Source organism: Streptomyces sp. NPDC057137 (assembly GCF_042670825.1).
Lineage (GTDB): Bacteria > Actinomycetota > Actinomycetes > Streptomycetales > Streptomycetaceae > Streptomyces.
This window is the reverse complement of the sequence record NZ_JBHUUW010000007.1, coordinates 136174-153137: the sequence shown is the minus strand read 5'-3', so window position 1 is coordinate 153137 and position 16964 is coordinate 136174. Positions and strand designations below refer to the sequence as shown.

The window sequence follows — 16964 nt, the reverse complement described above, 5'->3', positions numbered from 1 at the left end:
CACTCCCACCAGCAACCCCGCTCGCGCCTCCGCCCGCGCGACGTCGTCGCGGTCGGCGCCGTCGGGCTGCGTACCCGCCCGATGCGTGTGTTCCTGTCGGCGCTCGGCATCGCGATCGGCATCGCGGCGATGACGGGCGTGGCCGGTATCTCGTCGTCCAGCCGCGCCGACCTCGACGCCCAACTGGCGGCGCTCGGCACGAACCTGCTGACCGTGGCACCCGGTGACTCGCTCAGCGGCGGGACCGCCGAGCTGCCGGTCACAGCCCCCGCGATGATCTCCCGTATCGGCCCGGTGGAGAAGGTGGCAGCGACCGGCACGGTCGACGGCGCCAAGGTCTACCGCAACGACCGCGTCCCGGCCGCCGAGAGCGGCGGCATGGTCGTCCAGGCCGCGCGTCCGAAACTGCCGGAGACCGTGGGCGCACGGCTCGCCGACGGCGTGTGGTTCAACGCGGCCACCGAACGCTACCCGGCCGTGGTGCTCGGCTCGTCCGCCGCCGAACGCCTGGGCATCGGCGAGGCGAGCCCGGACGTACGGGTCCACCTCGGCGGGACCTGGTTCACGGTCATCGGCATCCTCGAACCGGTGGCGCTGGCACCGGAGCTGGACTCCGCGGCGCTCGTCGGATGGCGGGCGGCCGCCACGTACCTGGACTTCGACGGGCACCCGACCACCGTGTACACCCGCTCCGCCGACGCCTCGGTCACCGCCGTACGTGACGTCCTCGCGCCGACCGCCAACCCGCGGAACCCCAACGAGGTCAAGGTCTCCCGCCCGTCCGACGCGCTCGCCGCCCGCCAGGCCACCGACAAGGCGTTCACCGGCCTGCTCCTCGGCCTCGGCGCGGTCGCCCTCCTGGTCGGCGGGGTCGGCGTGGCCAACACCATGGTCATCACGGTGCTGGAACGCCGGGGCGAGATCGGCCTGCGCCGCTCCCTCGGCGCGACCCGGGGCCATGTCCGTACCCAATTCCTGGTGGAATCGCTCCTGTTGTCGGCACTGGGAGGCCTCGCCGGGGTGACCCTCGGCATCGCCGTGACCACGGCGTACGCGAGCACGCAGGACTGGAACGCGGTGATCCCCGCCTGGGCCACCGCCGGCGGGCTCGGCGCCACCCTGGTGATCGGCGCGGCGGCGGGCCTCTACCCGGCGATCCGCGCGTCCCGTCTGCCACCGACCGAAGCGCTCGCCACACCGTGACCGGCCCGCCGGTCGTCGCCGTACGTGTGTGCGTACGGCGACGACCGGCGGCCTTGAGGCGGCACCGTTCGGGCCTCAGCGGCTCAGCGGCTCACGGCGGTCTCCCGCCCCACGCGCGACAACTTCTCTGGATTGCGCACGTTGTAGAGACCGGAGATGCGGCCGTTCTCGACCCGCACCGCCAGCACGCCGTCGATCTCCCCGTCGACTCGGACGAGCCACCCCGGGCCGCCATTGACCTGCACCGTCTCGACCGACCTTTCGACGCCTCGCTCGTACCAGCCGGCGGCCAGCAGGCGAGCCACCTTCCCGCCCCCCACGACGGGCCTCAGCAGGGCATGTCTGACTCCGCCGCCGTCGCTCAGGGCGACGACGTCCGGCGCGAGGATGTCGAGCAGGCGCTGCAGGTCGCCGGTTTCGACCGCACGCCGGAAGGCCTGGAGTGCGGCTCGGCTCTCGGCCTGGGAGACGGTGCCGCGCGGTCGGCGCGCGGCGACGTGCACCCGGGCCCGGTGGGCGATCTGGCGTACGGCGGCAGGGGTCTTGTCGACGGCTTCGGCGATCTCGTCGTACTCCAGGTCGAACACCTCGCGCAGCACGAACACCGCCCGTTCGGTCGGCGCGAGCGTCTCCAGCACCAGCAGCATCGCCATCGAGACGCTCTCGGCGAGTTCGACGTCCTCGGCCACATCGGGCGCGGTCAGCAAGGGCTCGGGCAGCCAGGGCCCGATGTAGGACTCCTTGCGCCTGCCGAGCACGCGCAGCCGGTCCAGCGCCTGCCGAGTGACGATCCGCACCAGGTACGCACGCTTCTCCCGCACGGTGTCGAGATCGACGCCCACCCATCGCAACCAGGTCTCCTGCAGGACGTCTTCGGCGTCGGTGGCCGAACCGAGCATCTCGTAGGCGACGGTGAACAGCAGATTGCGGTGGGCGACGAACGTCTCGGTGGCGGAGTCAACGGGGGTCGCGGAGTCCCCGTAGGCCCCGTAGGCCCCGCGGTCGGCACGGCCGAGCGGCCGCGCCCCGTCCGCGACCGTGGTTCGTTCGCTGCCCTCGCTCATGCCTGGCTCCCGCCTGTTCGCTCCGGACCCTGCCACACGCACAAGACGCCGGTCCGCGCCGCTCTGTGACACCCCCGATCCGTGGCCCCCGTCACATGACCGCGCTGTCACAGGAGTCGGGGCGCCGGCGTCCCGTGCTCGTCAGGACGCGCTCCCCAGGAAGGCATGGAACATGAGCATGAGCATCAGCAGATTCGCGGTCGCAGGAGCAACCGGGCGGCTGGGACGCCACGTTGTCGAGGTCCTCGCCGAACGGGGGCACCAGGTCGTACCGATGTCCCGAGCCACCGGCGTGGACATCATCACCGGTGACGGCCTCACCGATGCCCTCACCGGGGTCGATGTCATCCTCGACGTCGCGTCGTGGCACGCCTCCGACCAGCAGGCGGCGACGGAGTTCTTCCGCACGGCGACCCGCAACCTGCACGAGACCGGCCGGAAGGCAGGAGTCGGCCGGATCGTCGCCGTATCCATCATCGGCTCGGACAAGGCCACCGCCGGTTTCGCCGCCGCTCAGCAGGTGCACGAGGCGGCCAACCTGTCCGGTCCCCTTCCCGCTCGCATTCTGCGGGCCGCGCAGTTCCACGAGTTCGTCGGTCAGTTCCTCGACTGGCAGCAGGGCGACACCGCCTACATCCCGACCTGGCCCAGTCAGCTCGTGGCTGCCCGCACCGTGGCCGAGACGCTGGTCGACCTGGCCACCGACCTCGCCGCACCCGCCCAGCCCGCGCCCGGAACTCCGGTCCCCGAGATCGCCGGCCCCCGCAAGGAATCCCTGGCGGCGGCAGCCGAACTCCTCGGCGCCCGTCGGAACATCAAGGTCGTCGGCGTCAACAAAGCCGACATACCCGACGCCGATTTCGCCGCCGCCGGCGGCCTCCTCCCCAGCCCTCACGCAAAGCTCGCGGGCCCCACCTTCCAGGAGTGGCTCGACGGAAGCTGAGCCCCTGCACCGCGCCGGCTCAGGTCTGCGCCATGTCCACGAAGCGCGAGTAGTGGCCCTGGAACGCCACCGTGATCGTCGCCGTCGGGCCGTTACGGTGCTTCGCCACGATCAGGTCCGCCTCGCCCGCGCGGGGTGACTCCTTCTCGTACGCGTCCTCCCGGTGCAGCAGCACCACCATGTCCGCGTCCTGCTCGATGGAGCCCGACTCACGCAGGTCGGAGACCATCGGTTTCTTGTCCGTGCGCTGCTCGGGGCCACGGTTCAGCTGGGAGAGCGCGATCACCGGCAGCTCCAGCTCCTTCGCCAGCAGCTTGAGGTTTCGCGACATGTCCGAGACCTCCTGCTGGCGGCTCTCCGCGCGCTTCGAACCGCCGGACTGCATCAGCTGGAGGTAGTCGATGACCACCAGCTTTAGTCCGTTGCGCTGCTTGAGCCGGCGGCACTTGGCGCGGATCTCCATCATCGACAGGTTGGGGGAGTCGTCGATGTACAGCGGTGCCTGCGAGACGTCCGGCATCCGGCGGGCCAGCCGTGTCCAGTCCTCGTCCGTCATCGTGCCGGAACGCATATGGTGCAGCGCCACCCGCGCCTCCGCCGAGAGCAGGCGCATCGCGATCTCGTTGCGCCCCATCTCCAGCGAGAAGATGACACTCGGCAGGTTGTTCTTGATGGAAGCCGCACGCGCGAAGTCCAGCGCGAGGGTGCTGTTGTGGGTGGGGATCATCGAACGGGTCGCGAGGTACAGATGCTCGGCGTTGTCCACCTGGACGCAGCGGACCGGGACGCTCTCGAGCTCCTGGACGTCCGTGATGAAACGCCGGCACGCCTCGTCGGCGGTCGTGAAACTGATCGTGTAGCACGTGGAGGACTCTGCCGACCGTCCTTCGACGGGCTGGGTCGTCATCCCGCACCGATAGCCGAGGCTCAGCACCAGCTCACGGAAGCCCTCGGCGAGGGCGCGATTCGTGACGGCGAACCGCAACGACCCGGTACTGCTCACGGTGCCGTCCGTGTCGAGAAGACCGGCCTCAAGAAGACCGGCGTCGAGAAGACCGGCAAGGAGCGCCCGACGCTGCGAGAGGGACGCCCGTAGGTACTCCTGGGGGATGTGTCTGTTCCCCAGGACTCCCATGTCGCCCAGCAGCTCGGGGTCCGCCGTGGTGAGCCCCGCCTCGTCGTCGGCTCCGTCGTCGCCCAGCCAGGCGCCCAGCGCGTACGGAGGGACCGGCAGGTCGCGCTCGGGCAGGTCGAGCGGCGCGGTTGTCCTTACGGAGTGGTTCAGGTGCCGATCGGACGTGAGACACCGGACCGTCTCGGCGATCTCCTTGGTGGTCCTGACCGACGGTCGGCGGGCGGCGCGGGTGTCCGTGAGCCACTGGTGTTCGGCATCGGCGACGACGCTCGCGCCGTCGTCGAAAGTGATCCGGTAGCAGGGGCGGTCACGCATGACATCGGTCGCGGCCACCACACGCGTCGGCCGGCCCGCCGCGTCGAGGAGGAGGTCCCCCGGCCGCACCTCTCCCATGGTGGTCCAGCCGGTGGGGGTGGGCAGCGGGGTGTCCAGGGCAAGGGCCTTGCCCATGGCGGGACGGGCCGCGATGACGATCATCTGGCCGGGGTGCAGCCCGTTCGTGAGCGAGTCGAAGTCCGTGAACCCGGTCGGCACACCCGTCATCTCACCGCTGCGTGAACCGATCGCCTCGATCTCGTCGAGCGCGCCCTCCATGATGTCGCCGAGGGGCAGATAGTCCTCGCTGGTGCGCTGCTCGGTGACCGCGTAGATCTCGGCCTGGGCGGAGTTGACGATCTCGTCGACGTCTCCGTCCGCCGCGTATCCCATCTGCGTGATCTTGGTGCCGGCCTCGACGAGACGGCGCAGCACCGCGCGCTCGTGCACGATCTCCGCGTAGTACGACGCGTTCGCGGCCGTCGGCACCGACTGGACCAGCGTGTGCAGATACGACGCTCCGCCGACGCGGGTGATCTCACCGCGCTTGGTCAGCTCGGCGGCCACCGTGATGGGGTCGGCCGGCTCGCCCTTCGCGTACAGGTCGAGGATCGCCTGGAAGACCGTCTCGTGCGCGGGGCGGTAGAAGTCGTGGCCCTTGATGATCTCCACGACGTCGGCGATGGCGTCCTTGGAGAGCAGCATGCCGCCGAGCACGGACTGTTCGGCGTCCAGATCCTGCGGGGGCACCCGCTCGAAACCGGGTGATCCGCCGTCCCACGCGGCGTTGTCCCTGCCGCGCTCGTGCTGCTCCTCGCGGCCCCTTCCCTCACCCCGGCGCTGGCGGGAGACCGGCAGACGATCGCTGGGACCGGCCTCGGTCCAGGGGTCGTCCAATGGCTCGGGAATGCTCATCCGGCCACCTCCTCCCGTCCGCCAAGCGGACCTCGCCGTGCCACTCTTTCTACGGCACGACACTGACAAATCGAGTGGCCTGACTCCGGTTCCGGCGCGTCGGACGTCGGTCCACGGTAGGCCCGCGGGGACCGTCCGCCAATCTGGTTATCCACAGGCCATGTGGACGAAGGGCCATATGCTGTGGAGAACTCCGGCGAACCTGTGCACGGACCGGGGGACAGCACTGTGGACAACCCCGCGACCCTCTCGTCGAACCGCCACTGACCTGGACTTTCTCCGTCCACCGGCTGTGGGGGAGAAAAACTTTTCAACCTGGTCCAAGATCCGAGCAAACGGCGCACAGCAGCGCCCGAATCTCATCAGCCGGTAAGGATCGCTACTGCATTGCATCTCTTACCTGTGGAAGATTAGATTGAGCGCATGACACAGGCCCCCACGACCGCCGGGTCCGGACCCGGCGACGGAGTCGACAGCAGGTCCAAGGCCGGCCGCCGACGGCACGATCGCGAGATCGTCGCGCTCGCCGTACCCGCCTTCGGCGCCCTCGTCGCCGAGCCTCTCTTCCTGATGGTCGACAGCGCGATCGTCGGCCATCTCGGTACTCCGCAGCTCGCCGGTCTCGCGATCGCGGCGGCTCTCCTGACCACGGCCGTGAGCATCTTCGTCTTCCTCGCCTACGCCACCACGGCGGCGGTCGCACGCCGCGTCGGCGCGGGTGATCTTCAGGCGGCCATCCGGCAAGGCATGGACGGGATCTGGCTCGCCCTGCTGCTGGGCGCCGTCGTCATCGCCGTCACCCTCCCCCTGGCGCCCTGGCTCGTCGGCATCTTCGGCGCCTCGGACACCGCCGCCCCGTACGCGATCACCTATCTGCGAATATCCAGCCTCGGCATACCGGCCATGCTGGTCGTCCTGGCGGCGACCGGCGTCCTGCGCGGCCTCCAGGACACCCGGACCCCGCTGTACGTCGCCATCGGCGGCTTCGGCGCCAACGCGGTCCTCAACGTGGTGCTCGTCTACGGCGCCGGGCTCGGCATCGCCGGTTCCGCCTGGGGCACCGTCATAGCCCAGTTCGGGATGGCCGCCGCCTATCTGGTGGTGGTCGTACGAGGGGCCCGCCGCCACGGCGCCTCGCTGCGGCCCGACGCCGCCGGCATACGGGCGAGCGCCCACGCGGGCGTCCCCCTTCTCGTCCGTACGCTCTCCCTGCGCGCGGTCCTGATGATCGCCACCGCCGTCGCCGCCCGCCTCGGCGACGCCGACGTCGCCGCACACCAGATCATCCTGTCGCTGTGGAGCCTGATGGCCTTCGCGCTCGACGCCATAGCCATCGCCGGACAGGCGATCATCGGGCGGTATCTGGGGGCGAACGATCCCCGGGGCGCCCGGGACGTCTGCCGTCGCATGGTGCAGTGGGGCGTGGTCTCCGGCATCGGGCTCGGGGTGCTCATCGTGCTGGCGCGCCCGTTGTTCATTCCGCTGTTCACCGGCGACCAGGTGGTCCAGGACACCTTGCTGCCGGCGCTTCTGGTGGTGGCGGTGACCCAGCCGATCGCCGGCATCGTCTTCGTCCTGGACGGTGTGCTGATGGGCGCGGGCGACGGCCCCTATCTGGCAAAGGCCATGGTCGTCACGCTGGCCGTCTTCGCCCCGGTCGCCCTGCTGGTGCCGGTGTTCGGAGGCGGACTCACCGCTCTGTGGTGGGCCATGACGCTGATGATGGCGGTCCGCATGGTGACGCTGTGGCTGCGCACCCGGTCCGGTCACTGGCTGGTCACGGGCGCCACCCGCTGACCCGAGTCGCGCAGACCGCGACTCCCGTTTCACGTGAAACAGAGGGCCGCACCCCCGGCTGGGGTGCGGCCCTCTCACTGTCTGTCGGCCACCGGGCGGACCCGGTGGACCAGTGCGGTCGGAACCCTAGGCGGGCACGACCTCGACGCCGAACTTCGCGGCGACCTCGGGGTGCAGACGCACGGACACCTGGTGCGAGCCCAGGGTCTTGATCGGCGAACCGAGCTCGATACGGCGCTTGTCGACCTCCGGACCACCGGCGGACTTGATCGCCGAGGCGAGGTCGGCCGGGGTGACGGAGCCGAAGAGACGGCCGGCGTCGCCGGAGCGAACGGCCAGACGCACCTTCACACCTTCGAGGCGGGCCTTGATCTCGTTGGCCTGCTCGATGGTGGCGATCTCGTGGATCTTGCGAGCGCGACGAATCTGCTCGACGTCCTTCTCGCCACCCTTGGTCCAGCGGATCGCGAAACCACGCGGGACCAGGTAGTTGCGGGCGTATCCGTCCTTGACGTCGACGACGTCGCCGGCGGTGCCGAGGCCGGTGACCTCGTGAGTGAGGATGATCTTCATGATTAAGTCACCCTCCCCTTATCGCGCGGTGGACGTGTAGGGCAGCAGCGCCATCTCACGGCTGTTCTTGACTGCCGTGGCGACATCACGCTGGTGCTGCGTGCAGTTGCCGGTGACGCGGCGGGCACGGATCTTGCCGCGGTCGGAAATGAACTTCCGCAGCATGTTCGTGTCCTTGTAGTCCACGTACTGGGTCTTGTCCTTGCAGAATGCGCAGACCTTCTTCTTAGGCTTGCGCACAGGCGGCTTCGCCATGGTGTTTCTCCTGTGTGATCAAGAAAGTGGGAGCGAGCTGCCCTAGAAGGGCGGCTCGTCCGAGTAGCCGCCGCCGGAGCCGCCGGAACCGCCGGAGCTTCCGCCCCAGCCGCCTCCGTTACCCCCGCCGCCCTGCGGCTGCTGCGGGGCACCGCCGGCCGGCGCGCTGGTCGCCCAGGGGTCGTCGGAGGATGCTCCTCCGCCGCCGCCCTGCTGGCCACCACCGGGACCGCCGCCCCAGTTGCCGCCGCCCTGCTGCTGACCGCCGCCACCGCCGCCGTAACCGCCCTGAGCACCGCGACCGGTGGTCTTGGTGACCTTGGCCGTGGCGGTCTTCAGGCTGGGGCCGACTTCCTCGACGTCCAGCTCGTAGACCGTGCGCTTGACGCCCTCGCGGTCCTCGTACGACCGCTGCTTCAGACGGCCCTGCACGACGACGCGCATGCCCCGCTGAAGCGACTCGGCGACATTCTCCGCCGCCTGACGCCAGACCGAGCAGGTGAGGAACAGGCCATCGCCGTCCTTCCACTCATTGGTCTGCTTGTCGAAGATGCGGGGAGTGGACGCGACACGGAACTTCGCGACCGCCGCACCGGACGGGGTGAAGCGCAGCTCGGGGTCGTCGACGAGATTGCCGACGACCGTGATGACGGTCTCGCCTGCCATTGGGTGAACCTCTCGGCGGGGATTGCTTCTGCTGCTGGCTGCTACTCGGACCCGATGACCGCTGAGCTAGAAGCTCAGTGGGTCTCGGGACGGAGGACCTTGGTCCGGAGGACCGACTCGTTCAGGTTCATCTGTCGGTCGAGCTCCTTGACGATCGCGGGCTCAGCCTGCAGATCGATGACCGAGTAGATGCCCTCGGGCTTCTTCTTGATCTCGTAAGAGAGACGACGACGGCCCCAGGTGTCGACCTTCTCCACCTTTCCGTCGCCCTCACGGACGACGGAGAGGAAGTTCTCGATCAGCGGGGAGACTGCTCGCTCCTCGAGATCGGGGTCGAGGATGACCATCACCTCGTAGTGACGCATGTGGAACCCACCTCCTTTGGACTCAGCGGCCACGGTCGTTCCGTGGCAGGAGGGTCGTGATGCGTGAGCAACGGTATCGGCCGCCACTGACAATCCCGCTCGACGAGCGATGATCGCCTTCTGGCCAGGGCAGACACCGGTGCAGACCGTACAGACTACCTCTTGACCGGCTTCCGGTTGAAATCCGGCCGGGTACGGACGCACTCTGTACACATCGGGTGTGGGCGGCGCTACGATGTGCCGCCTTCCGGCAAGGCGCCAGGAGGTGCCCCATGGCACAGGCAATGCAACCGAAGACGACCGGTTCTCTCTTCGCCACCGACCACCGTTCCCATCCCCTCCAGGACACCCTGCTCTGGGTGACCGCGGTACTGGGCGTCACCGCCTTCATCTCGGGGATGTTCGACAACCTGCATCTGCTCAGCTCCTGGACGGGGCTCATCGGCATCCTCACGGGTCTGTACAGCCAGTTCGTCTCGGTGACGACCCACGAACGGTTCGCGACGCTCATGGGCCTGGGCTCCGCCGCGGTCGGCTTCTACCTCGGCATGGCGCACGGCGGACTGTTCGGCGGTGTGCTGGGCTGAGACGGGCCGCGACGCCCGCTCCGCCCCGTGGCCAGCCGGGGCGCTCCATCGGCAAGTAGGCTTCGGCGCGAGAGCCGGAGCCCCCCTACTCCATGGGGACACATCTGCGAGGAGCGCCCCGCATGACCCTGACGCTGAGCACCATCAGTCGCGAGCAGCATCTGGCATACATCCAGAGCCTGCCCGCGGCCAGCCACTGCCAGGTCCCCGCGTGGGCGGACGTGAAGACGGAGTGGCGCTCGGAGAGCCTGGGCTGGTTCGACAGGGACGGCCAGTTGGTGGGCGCCGGGCTGGTGCTCTACCGGCAACTGCCCAAGATCAAGCGGTATCTGGCGTATCTGCCCGAGGGCCCGGTCATCAACTGGTACGCCCCGAACCTGGTCGACTGGCTCCAGCCGATGCTGGCGCATCTGAAGAACCAGGGCGCGTTCTCCGTGAAGATGGGCCCGCCCGTGGTGATCCGCCGCTGGGACTCGGCGGCCATCAAGTCGGGGATCCAGGACCAGGACGTCAAGCGGCTGCGCGACGTCGAGGCCACCCACATCGAGCCGCGTGCCTTCGAGGTGGCCGACCGGCTGCGGAAGATGGGCTGGCAGCAGGGCGAGGACGGCGGGGCCGGCTTCGGAGACGTACAGCCGCGCTACGTCTTCCAGGTGCCGCTGGCCAACCGCTCCCTGGACGATGTCCTCAAGGGCTTCAACCAGCTGTGGCGGCGCAACATCAAGAAGGCGGAGAAGGCGGGCGTCGAGGTCGTCCAGGCCGGCTACAACGACCTGGAGGAATGGCAGCGGCTGTACGAGATCACCGCCGAGCGCGACCACTTCCGGCCGCGGCCGCTCTCGTACTTCCAGCGGATGTGGACCGTCCTCAACTCCGAGGACCCCAACCGCATGCGGCTGTACTTCGCCCGGCACGAGGGGGAGAACGTCGCCGCCGCGACGATGCTCATCGTGGGCGGCCACGTCTGGTACTCCTACGGGGCGTCGGCCAACCACAAGCGGGAGGTCCGGCCGTCGAACGCGATGCAGTGGCGGATGCTCCGTGACGCGTATGCGATGGGCGCGACCGTCTATGACCTCCGCGGCATCTCCGACTCGCTGGACGAGACGGATCACCTGTTCGGTCTCATCCAGTTCAAGGTCGGCACGGGTGGCGAGGCCGTCGAGTACGTGGGTGAGTGGGACTTCCCGCTCAACAAGCTGCTCCACAAGGCTCTCGACATGTACATGTCTCGCCGCTGACCCCGAACCTGTGGACAGCGGAGTGCCGGTGGTCAGCAGGCTGCGGTGCCAGACACCGGACAACCCCGCCAGCGCGCCCAACAAGGCCAATAATTGCGTAAGGCTCCCAAGGCCCCCAAGAACGTTCATATCCTTCATACACCGCAGCCACGAGAAAGGTTCCGGACCGGCATGGCGCTCTCCCTCTACGTCGACACCGCGCGCTGGCGGGCGCACCAGAAGTCGGTCATTGACCAGTTCCCGGGCCTCGTCCCGGTCTGCAAGGGCAATGGCTACGGCTTCGGTCACGAACGGCTCTCCGAGGAGACCACCCGCTTCGAGTCCGACATCCTCGCCGTCGGCACCATCTACGAAGCCGCCCGCATCAAGGACTGGTTCAGCGGCGACCTGCTGGTCCTGACCCCGTTCCGCCGCGGCGAGGAGCCCGTACCGCTGCCCGACCGCGTCATCCGCTCCGTCTCCTCGGTCGACGGCGTCTTCGCCCTGGTCGGCGCCCGCGTCGTCATCGAGTGCATGAGCTCCATGAAGCGCCACGGCGTCCGCGAGGAGGAGCTGGGCCAGCTGCACGCGGCCATCGAGGACGTACGCCTCGAAGGCTTCGCCCTGCACCTGCCGCTCGACCGTACGGACGGGTCCGACGCGGTCGAGGAGGTCATCGGCTGGATGGACCGGCTGCGCGCGGCCCGCCTCCCGCTGCACACCATGTTCGTCAGCCACCTGCGCGCCGAGGAACTGGCCAGCCTCCAGCGGCAGTTCCCGCAGACCCGGTTCCGCGCCCGCATCGGCACACGGCTGTGGCTCGGCGACCACGACGCGACCGAGTACCGGGGCGCCGTGCTGGATGTGACGCGCGTCGTCAAGGGCGACCGGTTCGGCTACCGCCAGCAGAAGACCGCCTCCGAGGGCTGGCTGGTGGTCGTCGCGGGCGGCACGTCGCACGGAGTGGGACTCGAAGCCCCCAAGGCGCTGCACGGCGTGATGCCGCGTGCCAAGGGCGTGGCGCGCGCGGGCCTGGCCACGGTCAACCGCAACCTCTCGCCGTTCGTGTGGTCGGGCAAGCAGCGCTGGTTCGCCGAGCCGCCGCACATGCAGGTGTCGATCCTGTTCGTGCCGGCCGACGCGCAGGAGCCCAAGGTGGGCGACGAACTGGTGGCGCACCTGCGCCACACGACGACGCAGTTCGACCGGCTGGTGGACCGCTAGAGCCCGTCGTTCGGATCAGTACGCGAGGGCCGGACGGGCCGCTGGCCCGTCCGGCCCTTCACGCGTTTCCGGCCCCCGCCGAGTTCTCGGCCCCCGCCCGGCGCCTCACGCGGCCCCGGGCGGCCGCATCCCCCACGACACCCGCTGCGACGCCTCCACCGTGTGCGCCGTGTGCTCCCTCGGCCGGGCGGCGCGGCCCAGCACGAACACGTCCCGCGCCCCGTCCAGCACTCCGCCCGACGGATCGTCCGACCCGTCGCGCCGTACGCCGTCGCGCTCCGGCAGCAGGATGTCCCGCACGACGACGGCGCACAGGTACAGCGTCCCCAGCAGATGCAGCGCGATGGCCAGTTGGTAGCCCTCGGTCGGCAGTCCCTTGTGGGCGTCCCCGCTCGTCGTATACGCGAGATACATCCAGATGCCCAGGAAGTACATGACCTCGCACGCCTGCCAGATCAGGAAGTCGCGCCACCGCGGCCGGGCCAGCGCGGCGAGCGGGATCAGCCACAGGACGTACTGCGGCGAGTAGACCTTGTTGGTCAGGATGAAGGCGGCCACGACCAGGAAGGCGAGCTGCGCGAACCTGGGCCGTCTCGGCGCCGTCAGGGCGAGCGCCGCGATGCCCGCGCACGCCAGGACCATCAGCACCATCGCCCACGTGTTGACCGTCTCGACGTCCAGGGACCGCCCCGTGCGCTGCGTGATGATCAGCCAGAACGATCCGAAGTCGACCTGCCGCTCCTGGCTGAAGGTGTAGAACTTCTTCCACCCCTCGGGCGCGAGCAGCATCACCGGCAGGTTCACCAGCAGCCACGAGGCGGCCGTACCGCCCAGCGCGACCCCGAACTCCCGCAGCCGCCCGGCCCGCCAGCACAGCAGCAGCAGCGGCCCCAGCAGCAGTACGGGATAGAGCTTGGCCGCCGTCGCGAGGCCGATGAGGATGCCGAAGGCCAGCGGCCGGCCGCGCGACCACATCAGCATCCCGGCCGCCAGGAGCGCGACGGCCAGCAGATCCCAGTTGATGGTGGCGGTGAGGGCGAAGGCGGGTGCCAGGGCGAGGAGCAGGGCGTCCCAGGGGCGGTGCCGGTGGGTGCGGGCGACGCAGACGGCGATGACCGCCGCGCAGATCATCAGCATCCCCGCGTTGACCATCCAGTACATCTGTTCGCGGTGCTGGATGGAGCCGCCGCCGGGGGTGAGCCAGGAGGCGACCTCCATGAACAGACCCGTCAGGACGGGGTACTCCAGGTACTGCATGTCGCCGCTGAGCTGGTCGAAGTACGGCACGAGGTTGTCGGCGAAACCGCGCCCGAGGAAGAGGTGCGGGATGTCGGAGTAACAGGCGTGCGTGTACTGGGAGCTGGCGCCCCGGAACCACGCCCACTCGTAGCAGGGCATCTTCTGCACCATGCCGAGCGCGAACATCCCGATCGCCACCAGTGCGATCACCCGTACCGGGGTGAGCCGGCTGGTGCCGTACCAGGCCCAGCGGCCGATGGGACCGCCGATCAGCTCGCTGCCGGACGCGGCGATCCTGTCCCGCCGGGTGGGCGGTACGACCGGCCGGTCCTGGGGCACCGTGGAGTCTTCTGTGCTCGGCATGCCGCCCATCCTGCCGTACGCCGCCACGGGCACGACGAAGGCCGCCGCACCGGGCCGTACACGCTGTGTGTACGTCCCTGGTGCGACGGCCTTCGCGTCGCTTCAGGCCGCTCGCCGGCCTCGGGGCTCCTCAGCCTCCCGGGCCGCCGAACAGGTTCCCGCCGTCGTTGCCCTGGTCGTCTCCCTCGTCCGGTGGCGGACTGGACGTCGTGCCCCCGATGACGCCGCCGGAATCCTCACCGCCCGGACCACCGGGATCACCGGTGGTACCACCGTCCTCACAGCCGTTCCACTGGTCACAGGACTCGGTCGGGTCCGTCGTCGCCGACTCGGTCGGGTCCGTCGACGCCGACTCGGACGCCGACTCGGTCGGGTCCGTCGACGCCGACTCGGACGCCGACTCCGACGGGGACGGCTCCTCACTCTTCAGACCGCCGCCGTAGACGGCCTCGCCGATCGGCTCGGGCTCGGGGAACTTCAGGGCCTTCGTGTCCTTCATCGCCACCGTCATGTACTCCCGCCAGATGTCGGCCGGGAACGACGCACCGTGGATCTCTTTCTGGCCGCCGGTGCCGAACATCTCCAGGAACTTGCGGTTCTTGTTCTCCGCGTTGTCGTCCAGCCGGTACATGTCGATGGCGGTCGAGAGCTGCGGGGTGTAGCCCACGAACCAGGCCGACTTGTTGCCGTCGGTGGTGCCCGTCTTGCCGGCCACCTCGCGGCCGTCCGGCAGCTGCGCCGAGGTGCCCGTGCCGCCCTTCTCCATGACCACGGACTTCAGGACGTCCGTCACGTTGTGCGCGATGTCGGCGTCGAACTTGGACTCGGCCTTCAGGTTGTACTCGAAGACCTCGACTCCCTCTCGCGTGACCCGCTGGACGGAGTAGGGCTCACGCTGGGTGCCGTTGTCGGCGAAGGTGGCGTACGAACCCGCCATGCGGATGGCGCTGGGGTCGGAGATACCGATGGAGAACGACGGGTTGTTGCCGCCCGGAAGGCTGTCCTCCAGCAGTCCCGCGTCGACGGCGGCCTGCCTGACCAGCGGAATGCCGACATCCATGCCGAGCTGGACGAAGGGGGAGTTGGCCGAGACCTTCATGGCCTCACGCAGATTGATGTCTTCGTAGTCCTTGTCACCATCGTTGCGCTGGAGCCACTCCTTGCCTTCCTCGTTCTGCCAGACCTGGCCGTCGTACTCCTTGATCTTCAGCTTGTTCTCGCCGTTGTACTGGCTCTTGTCCGGGGAGACCTTGGTACGTGTCTCCTCGCCCTGCTCGGGCCCGAGTTCGGGGTCGCGTACGCCGTCACGCATCGCCGCCGCCAGGACGTACGGCTTGAAGGTCGATCCGACCTGGGCACCGGTCTGGTTGGCGTTGTTGGTGAAGTGCTTGGTGGCGTCCTCACCGCCGTAGATGGCGACGATCTTGCCGGTCTCGGGCTCCACCGAGGCGCCGCCGAACTGGACATGGGTGTCCTTGTCGGGACGCTTCTTGGGGTCGATGTTCTTCTTACGGACGTCCTGGACGGCCTTCTCAAGCGCGATGACCTTGTCCTTGTTGAAGGTCGTCCTGATCTCGAAGCCGCCCTTGGCCAGGTCGTCGGCCGTGATGCCCTCGGTGTTGTTGTTGATGAAGTAGGCCTTGGCGAGGTCCACGAGGTAGCCGATCTGACCGCCGAGCTGCGCGTTCTGCTTCGGCTTGTCCGGCATCGGGAATTTCGTGTACTTCTGCCGTTCCGCCGATTCGAGATGGCCGTCCTTCACCATCTCGTCGAGGATCCAGTCCCAGCGCTTCTTCGCCCGCTCGGTGTTGGCCTCCGGGCTGGCGGTCTTGTCGATCGACTGGGCGCCGTTCGGGTCGTAGTACGTCGCGCCCTTAAGGAGCGTCGCCAGGAAGGCGCACTCGCTCGGGTTGAGGTCCTCGGCGTCCTTGCCGTAGTACGTGCGGGCGGCCGCCTGGATGCCGTAGGCACCGCGTCCGTAGTAGGAGGTGTTGAGGTACCCGGCCATGATGTCGGGTTTCTCCATGTCGGCGCCGACCTTGATGGAGATGAACAGCTCTTCGAACTTGCGCTTGAAGGTCTGGTCCTGGCTGAGCATGGCGTTCTTGACGTACTGCTGGGTGATGGTCGAACCACCCTGCGTCTGGCCGCCCTTGGCCATGTTGAACACGGCCCGGCCGATGCCCATCGGGTCGACGCCCGAGTCTTCGTTGAACGTCTTGTTCTCCGCCGAGATCACGGCGTTCTGCATCGCCTTGGGAATCTTCGCGATCTTGATGATCTGGCGGTTGACCTCACCGCCGGTGGAGACCATCGGCGTTCCGTCGTCCCAGAGGTAGACGTTGTTCTGGGCCGTGGACGCCTTACTCGGGTTGGGCTTTTCGACCATGGCGTACGCGATGGTGGCCGCAGCCAGCAGACTGCCGAGGAAGGCGATGCAGAGACTGGTCACGAGCTTCCAGGACGGCATCCAGCGCTGCCAGCCGTACTTGTCGTGGCGCGGGTAGTCGATGATCCGCTTCTTGCCGGGCCGCCCGCCACGCCCTCGACCGGGGCCCGGTCCACCGGGCCCACCGGGACCGCCACGACGGCCCCCGCCACCCCGGCCTCCCGCTCCGGCGCCGCCGTCCTCGGCGGCACGTCGACGGCCTCGCTGTGCGGCCTTACGTGCTTCGGCCCGTCCTCCGTAAGAAGGCTCCGGATCCTGGGATTCGGAGTGGGAGGCCGTGGGCACTCCACGGGAGGGGTCAGCGCGGCGGCCGGCCGGCCGCTGTGCGGCACGCCTGGCGGCAGCTCGTCCGCCCCCCTGGCCACCCTGCGGCTGTGGCTGTTTGCGACGGTGCTCGCTCATCGAACGACTACTCCTCGGGCAGGCGCGAACGCCTGGAAGCGGCAGTTGAGTTCCGGTCCCCCCGAAATGAATACGGATGTACCCGGCGTAGGGCTCATCCGGCATGCATCCAGAACGACGACGCTCTCACACGTCACGCGGTTCCCGGTGGTCTGCATGCCGCACAGACTACGCAGGGTCAAACCCCTCCCAGAACTGAACTTCATCCCAAACCAGGCAAGTTACATGCTGTGAATCGGTGATGTGACG

Annotated in this window: 14 protein-coding genes; 6 read left to right on the top strand and 8 right to left on the bottom strand. The window is 68.8% G+C overall.

All coding sequences use genetic code 11. The features are described 5' to 3' along the window. The first annotated feature begins 81 nt into the window (after positions 1-81). Positions 82-1203, top strand: coding sequence for an ABC transporter permease (locus ACFT9I_RS08920; protein ID WP_382562292.1), 1122 nt, complete (start codon positions 82-84; stop codon positions 1201-1203). 83 nt (positions 1204-1286) lie between these two features. Here the strand turns inward: ACFT9I_RS08920 and ACFT9I_RS08915 are convergent, their stop codons facing one another. Next, positions 1287-2267, bottom strand: coding sequence for an RNA polymerase sigma-70 factor (locus ACFT9I_RS08915; RefSeq protein ID WP_382562182.1), 981 nt, complete (start codon positions 2265-2267; stop codon positions 1287-1289). Between the two features lie 178 nt (positions 2268-2445). Between ACFT9I_RS08915 and ACFT9I_RS08910 the strand changes: the two genes are divergently transcribed. Next, positions 2446-3210: an SDR family oxidoreductase gene (locus tag ACFT9I_RS08910; RefSeq protein ID WP_382562180.1), complete on the top strand. Its 765-nt coding sequence runs from the start codon at positions 2446-2448 to the stop codon at positions 3208-3210. A gap of 19 nt (positions 3211-3229) precedes the next feature. Here the strand turns inward: ACFT9I_RS08910 and dnaB are convergent, their stop codons facing one another. After that, the gene (gene dnaB, locus ACFT9I_RS08905; protein ID WP_382562178.1) at positions 3230-5575 is read right to left on the bottom strand and encodes a replicative DNA helicase; all 2346 of its coding nucleotides are present in this window, start codon (positions 5573-5575) and stop codon (positions 3230-3232) included. Positions 5576-5998: 423 nt separating this feature from the next. On the opposite strand from dnaB, the gene ACFT9I_RS08900 reads away from it, so the two are divergent. After that, the gene (locus ACFT9I_RS08900; protein ID WP_382562177.1) at positions 5999-7372 is read left to right on the top strand and encodes an MATE family efflux transporter; all 1374 of its coding nucleotides are present in this window, start codon (positions 5999-6001) and stop codon (positions 7370-7372) included. A gap of 126 nt (positions 7373-7498) precedes the next feature. Here ACFT9I_RS08900 and rplI read toward each other — a convergent pair whose 3' ends face one another. From rplI to rpsF, 4 genes are all read right to left on the bottom strand, one after another. Next, the gene (gene rplI, locus ACFT9I_RS08895) at positions 7499-7945 is read right to left on the bottom strand and encodes a 50S ribosomal protein L9 (protein WP_023540280.1); all 447 of its coding nucleotides are present in this window, start codon (positions 7943-7945) and stop codon (positions 7499-7501) included. Between the two features lie 18 nt (positions 7946-7963). Then, a complete protein-coding gene (rpsR, locus tag ACFT9I_RS08890) occupies positions 7964-8200 on the bottom strand; it encodes a 30S ribosomal protein S18 (RefSeq protein ID WP_003967857.1) in 237 nt (78 codons plus the stop codon). A gap of 42 nt (positions 8201-8242) precedes the next feature. Then, positions 8243-8866 (bottom strand): single-stranded DNA-binding protein, encoded by a 624-nt coding sequence (locus tag ACFT9I_RS08885; RefSeq protein ID WP_382562175.1) that lies wholly within the window; start codon positions 8864-8866, stop codon positions 8243-8245. A 74-nt stretch (positions 8867-8940) separates the two neighbouring features. Further along, positions 8941-9231: a 30S ribosomal protein S6 gene (gene rpsF / locus ACFT9I_RS08880; protein WP_023540278.1), complete on the bottom strand. Its 291-nt coding sequence runs from the start codon at positions 9229-9231 to the stop codon at positions 8941-8943. A 272-nt stretch (positions 9232-9503) separates the two neighbouring features. Here rpsF and ACFT9I_RS08875 point away from each other — a divergent pair, with 272 nt between their 5' ends. The 3 genes from ACFT9I_RS08875 to ACFT9I_RS08865 all read left to right on the top strand — a co-directional run bounded on the left by ACFT9I_RS08875 (position 9504) and on the right by ACFT9I_RS08865 (position 12262). Then, positions 9504-9818 carry a hypothetical protein gene (locus tag ACFT9I_RS08875; protein WP_382562173.1) on the top strand — a complete coding sequence of 105 codons (315 nt, stop codon included), beginning with the start codon at positions 9504-9506 and terminating at the stop codon, positions 9816-9818. A gap of 122 nt (positions 9819-9940) precedes the next feature. Next, positions 9941-11059, top strand: coding sequence for a peptidoglycan bridge formation glycyltransferase FemA/FemB family protein (locus ACFT9I_RS08870; protein WP_364778758.1), 1119 nt, complete (start codon positions 9941-9943; stop codon positions 11057-11059). 171 nt (positions 11060-11230) lie between these two features. Continuing rightward, positions 11231-12262: an alanine racemase gene (locus tag ACFT9I_RS08865; protein WP_356595598.1), complete on the top strand. Its 1032-nt coding sequence runs from the start codon at positions 11231-11233 to the stop codon at positions 12260-12262. Between the two features lie 105 nt (positions 12263-12367). Here the strand turns inward: ACFT9I_RS08865 and ACFT9I_RS08860 are convergent, their stop codons facing one another. Then, positions 12368-13864 carry a glycosyltransferase family 87 protein gene (locus ACFT9I_RS08860; RefSeq protein ID WP_382562170.1) on the bottom strand — a complete coding sequence of 499 codons (1497 nt, stop codon included), beginning with the start codon at positions 13862-13864 and terminating at the stop codon, positions 12368-12370. Positions 13865-13994: 130 nt separating this feature from the next. After that, positions 13995-16715, bottom strand: coding sequence for a transglycosylase domain-containing protein (locus tag ACFT9I_RS08855; protein ID WP_382562169.1), 2721 nt, complete (start codon positions 16713-16715; stop codon positions 13995-13997). Between the last annotated feature and the right edge of the window lie 249 nt (positions 16716-16964).

Bases quoted from the DNA above. Each gene is read 5' to 3' on its own strand.
- ACFT9I_RS08920 (WP_382562292.1), top strand. From the start codon at position 82: ATGCGTGTGTTCCTGTCGGCGCTCGGCATCGCGATCGGCATCGCGGCG.
- ACFT9I_RS08915 (WP_382562182.1), bottom strand. From the start codon at position 2,267: ATGAGCGAGGGCAGCGAACGAACCACGGTCGCGGACGGGGCGCGGCCG.
- ACFT9I_RS08910 (WP_382562180.1), top strand. From the start codon at position 2,446: ATGAGCATCAGCAGATTCGCGGTCGCAGGAGCAACCGGGCGGCTGGGA.
- dnaB (WP_382562178.1), bottom strand. From the start codon at position 5,575: ATGAGCATTCCCGAGCCATTGGACGACCCCTGGACCGAGGCCGGTCCC.
- ACFT9I_RS08900 (WP_382562177.1), top strand. From the start codon at position 5,999: ATGACACAGGCCCCCACGACCGCCGGGTCCGGACCCGGCGACGGAGTC.
- rplI (WP_023540280.1), bottom strand. From the start codon at position 7,945: ATGAAGATCATCCTCACTCACGAGGTCACCGGCCTCGGCACCGCCGGC.
- rpsR (WP_003967857.1), bottom strand. From the start codon at position 8,200: ATGGCGAAGCCGCCTGTGCGCAAGCCTAAGAAGAAGGTCTGCGCATTC.
- ACFT9I_RS08885 (WP_382562175.1), bottom strand. From the start codon at position 8,866: ATGGCAGGCGAGACCGTCATCACGGTCGTCGGCAATCTCGTCGACGAC.
- rpsF (WP_023540278.1), bottom strand. From the start codon at position 9,231: ATGCGTCACTACGAGGTGATGGTCATCCTCGACCCCGATCTCGAGGAG.
- ACFT9I_RS08875 (WP_382562173.1), top strand. From the start codon at position 9,504: ATGGCACAGGCAATGCAACCGAAGACGACCGGTTCTCTCTTCGCCACC.
- ACFT9I_RS08870 (WP_364778758.1), top strand. From the start codon at position 9,941: ATGACCCTGACGCTGAGCACCATCAGTCGCGAGCAGCATCTGGCATAC.
- ACFT9I_RS08865 (WP_356595598.1), top strand. From the start codon at position 11,231: ATGGCGCTCTCCCTCTACGTCGACACCGCGCGCTGGCGGGCGCACCAG.
- ACFT9I_RS08860 (WP_382562170.1), bottom strand. From the start codon at position 13,864: ATGCCGAGCACAGAAGACTCCACGGTGCCCCAGGACCGGCCGGTCGTA.
- ACFT9I_RS08855 (WP_382562169.1), bottom strand. From the start codon at position 16,715: ATGAGCGAGCACCGTCGCAAACAGCCACAGCCGCAGGGTGGCCAGGGG.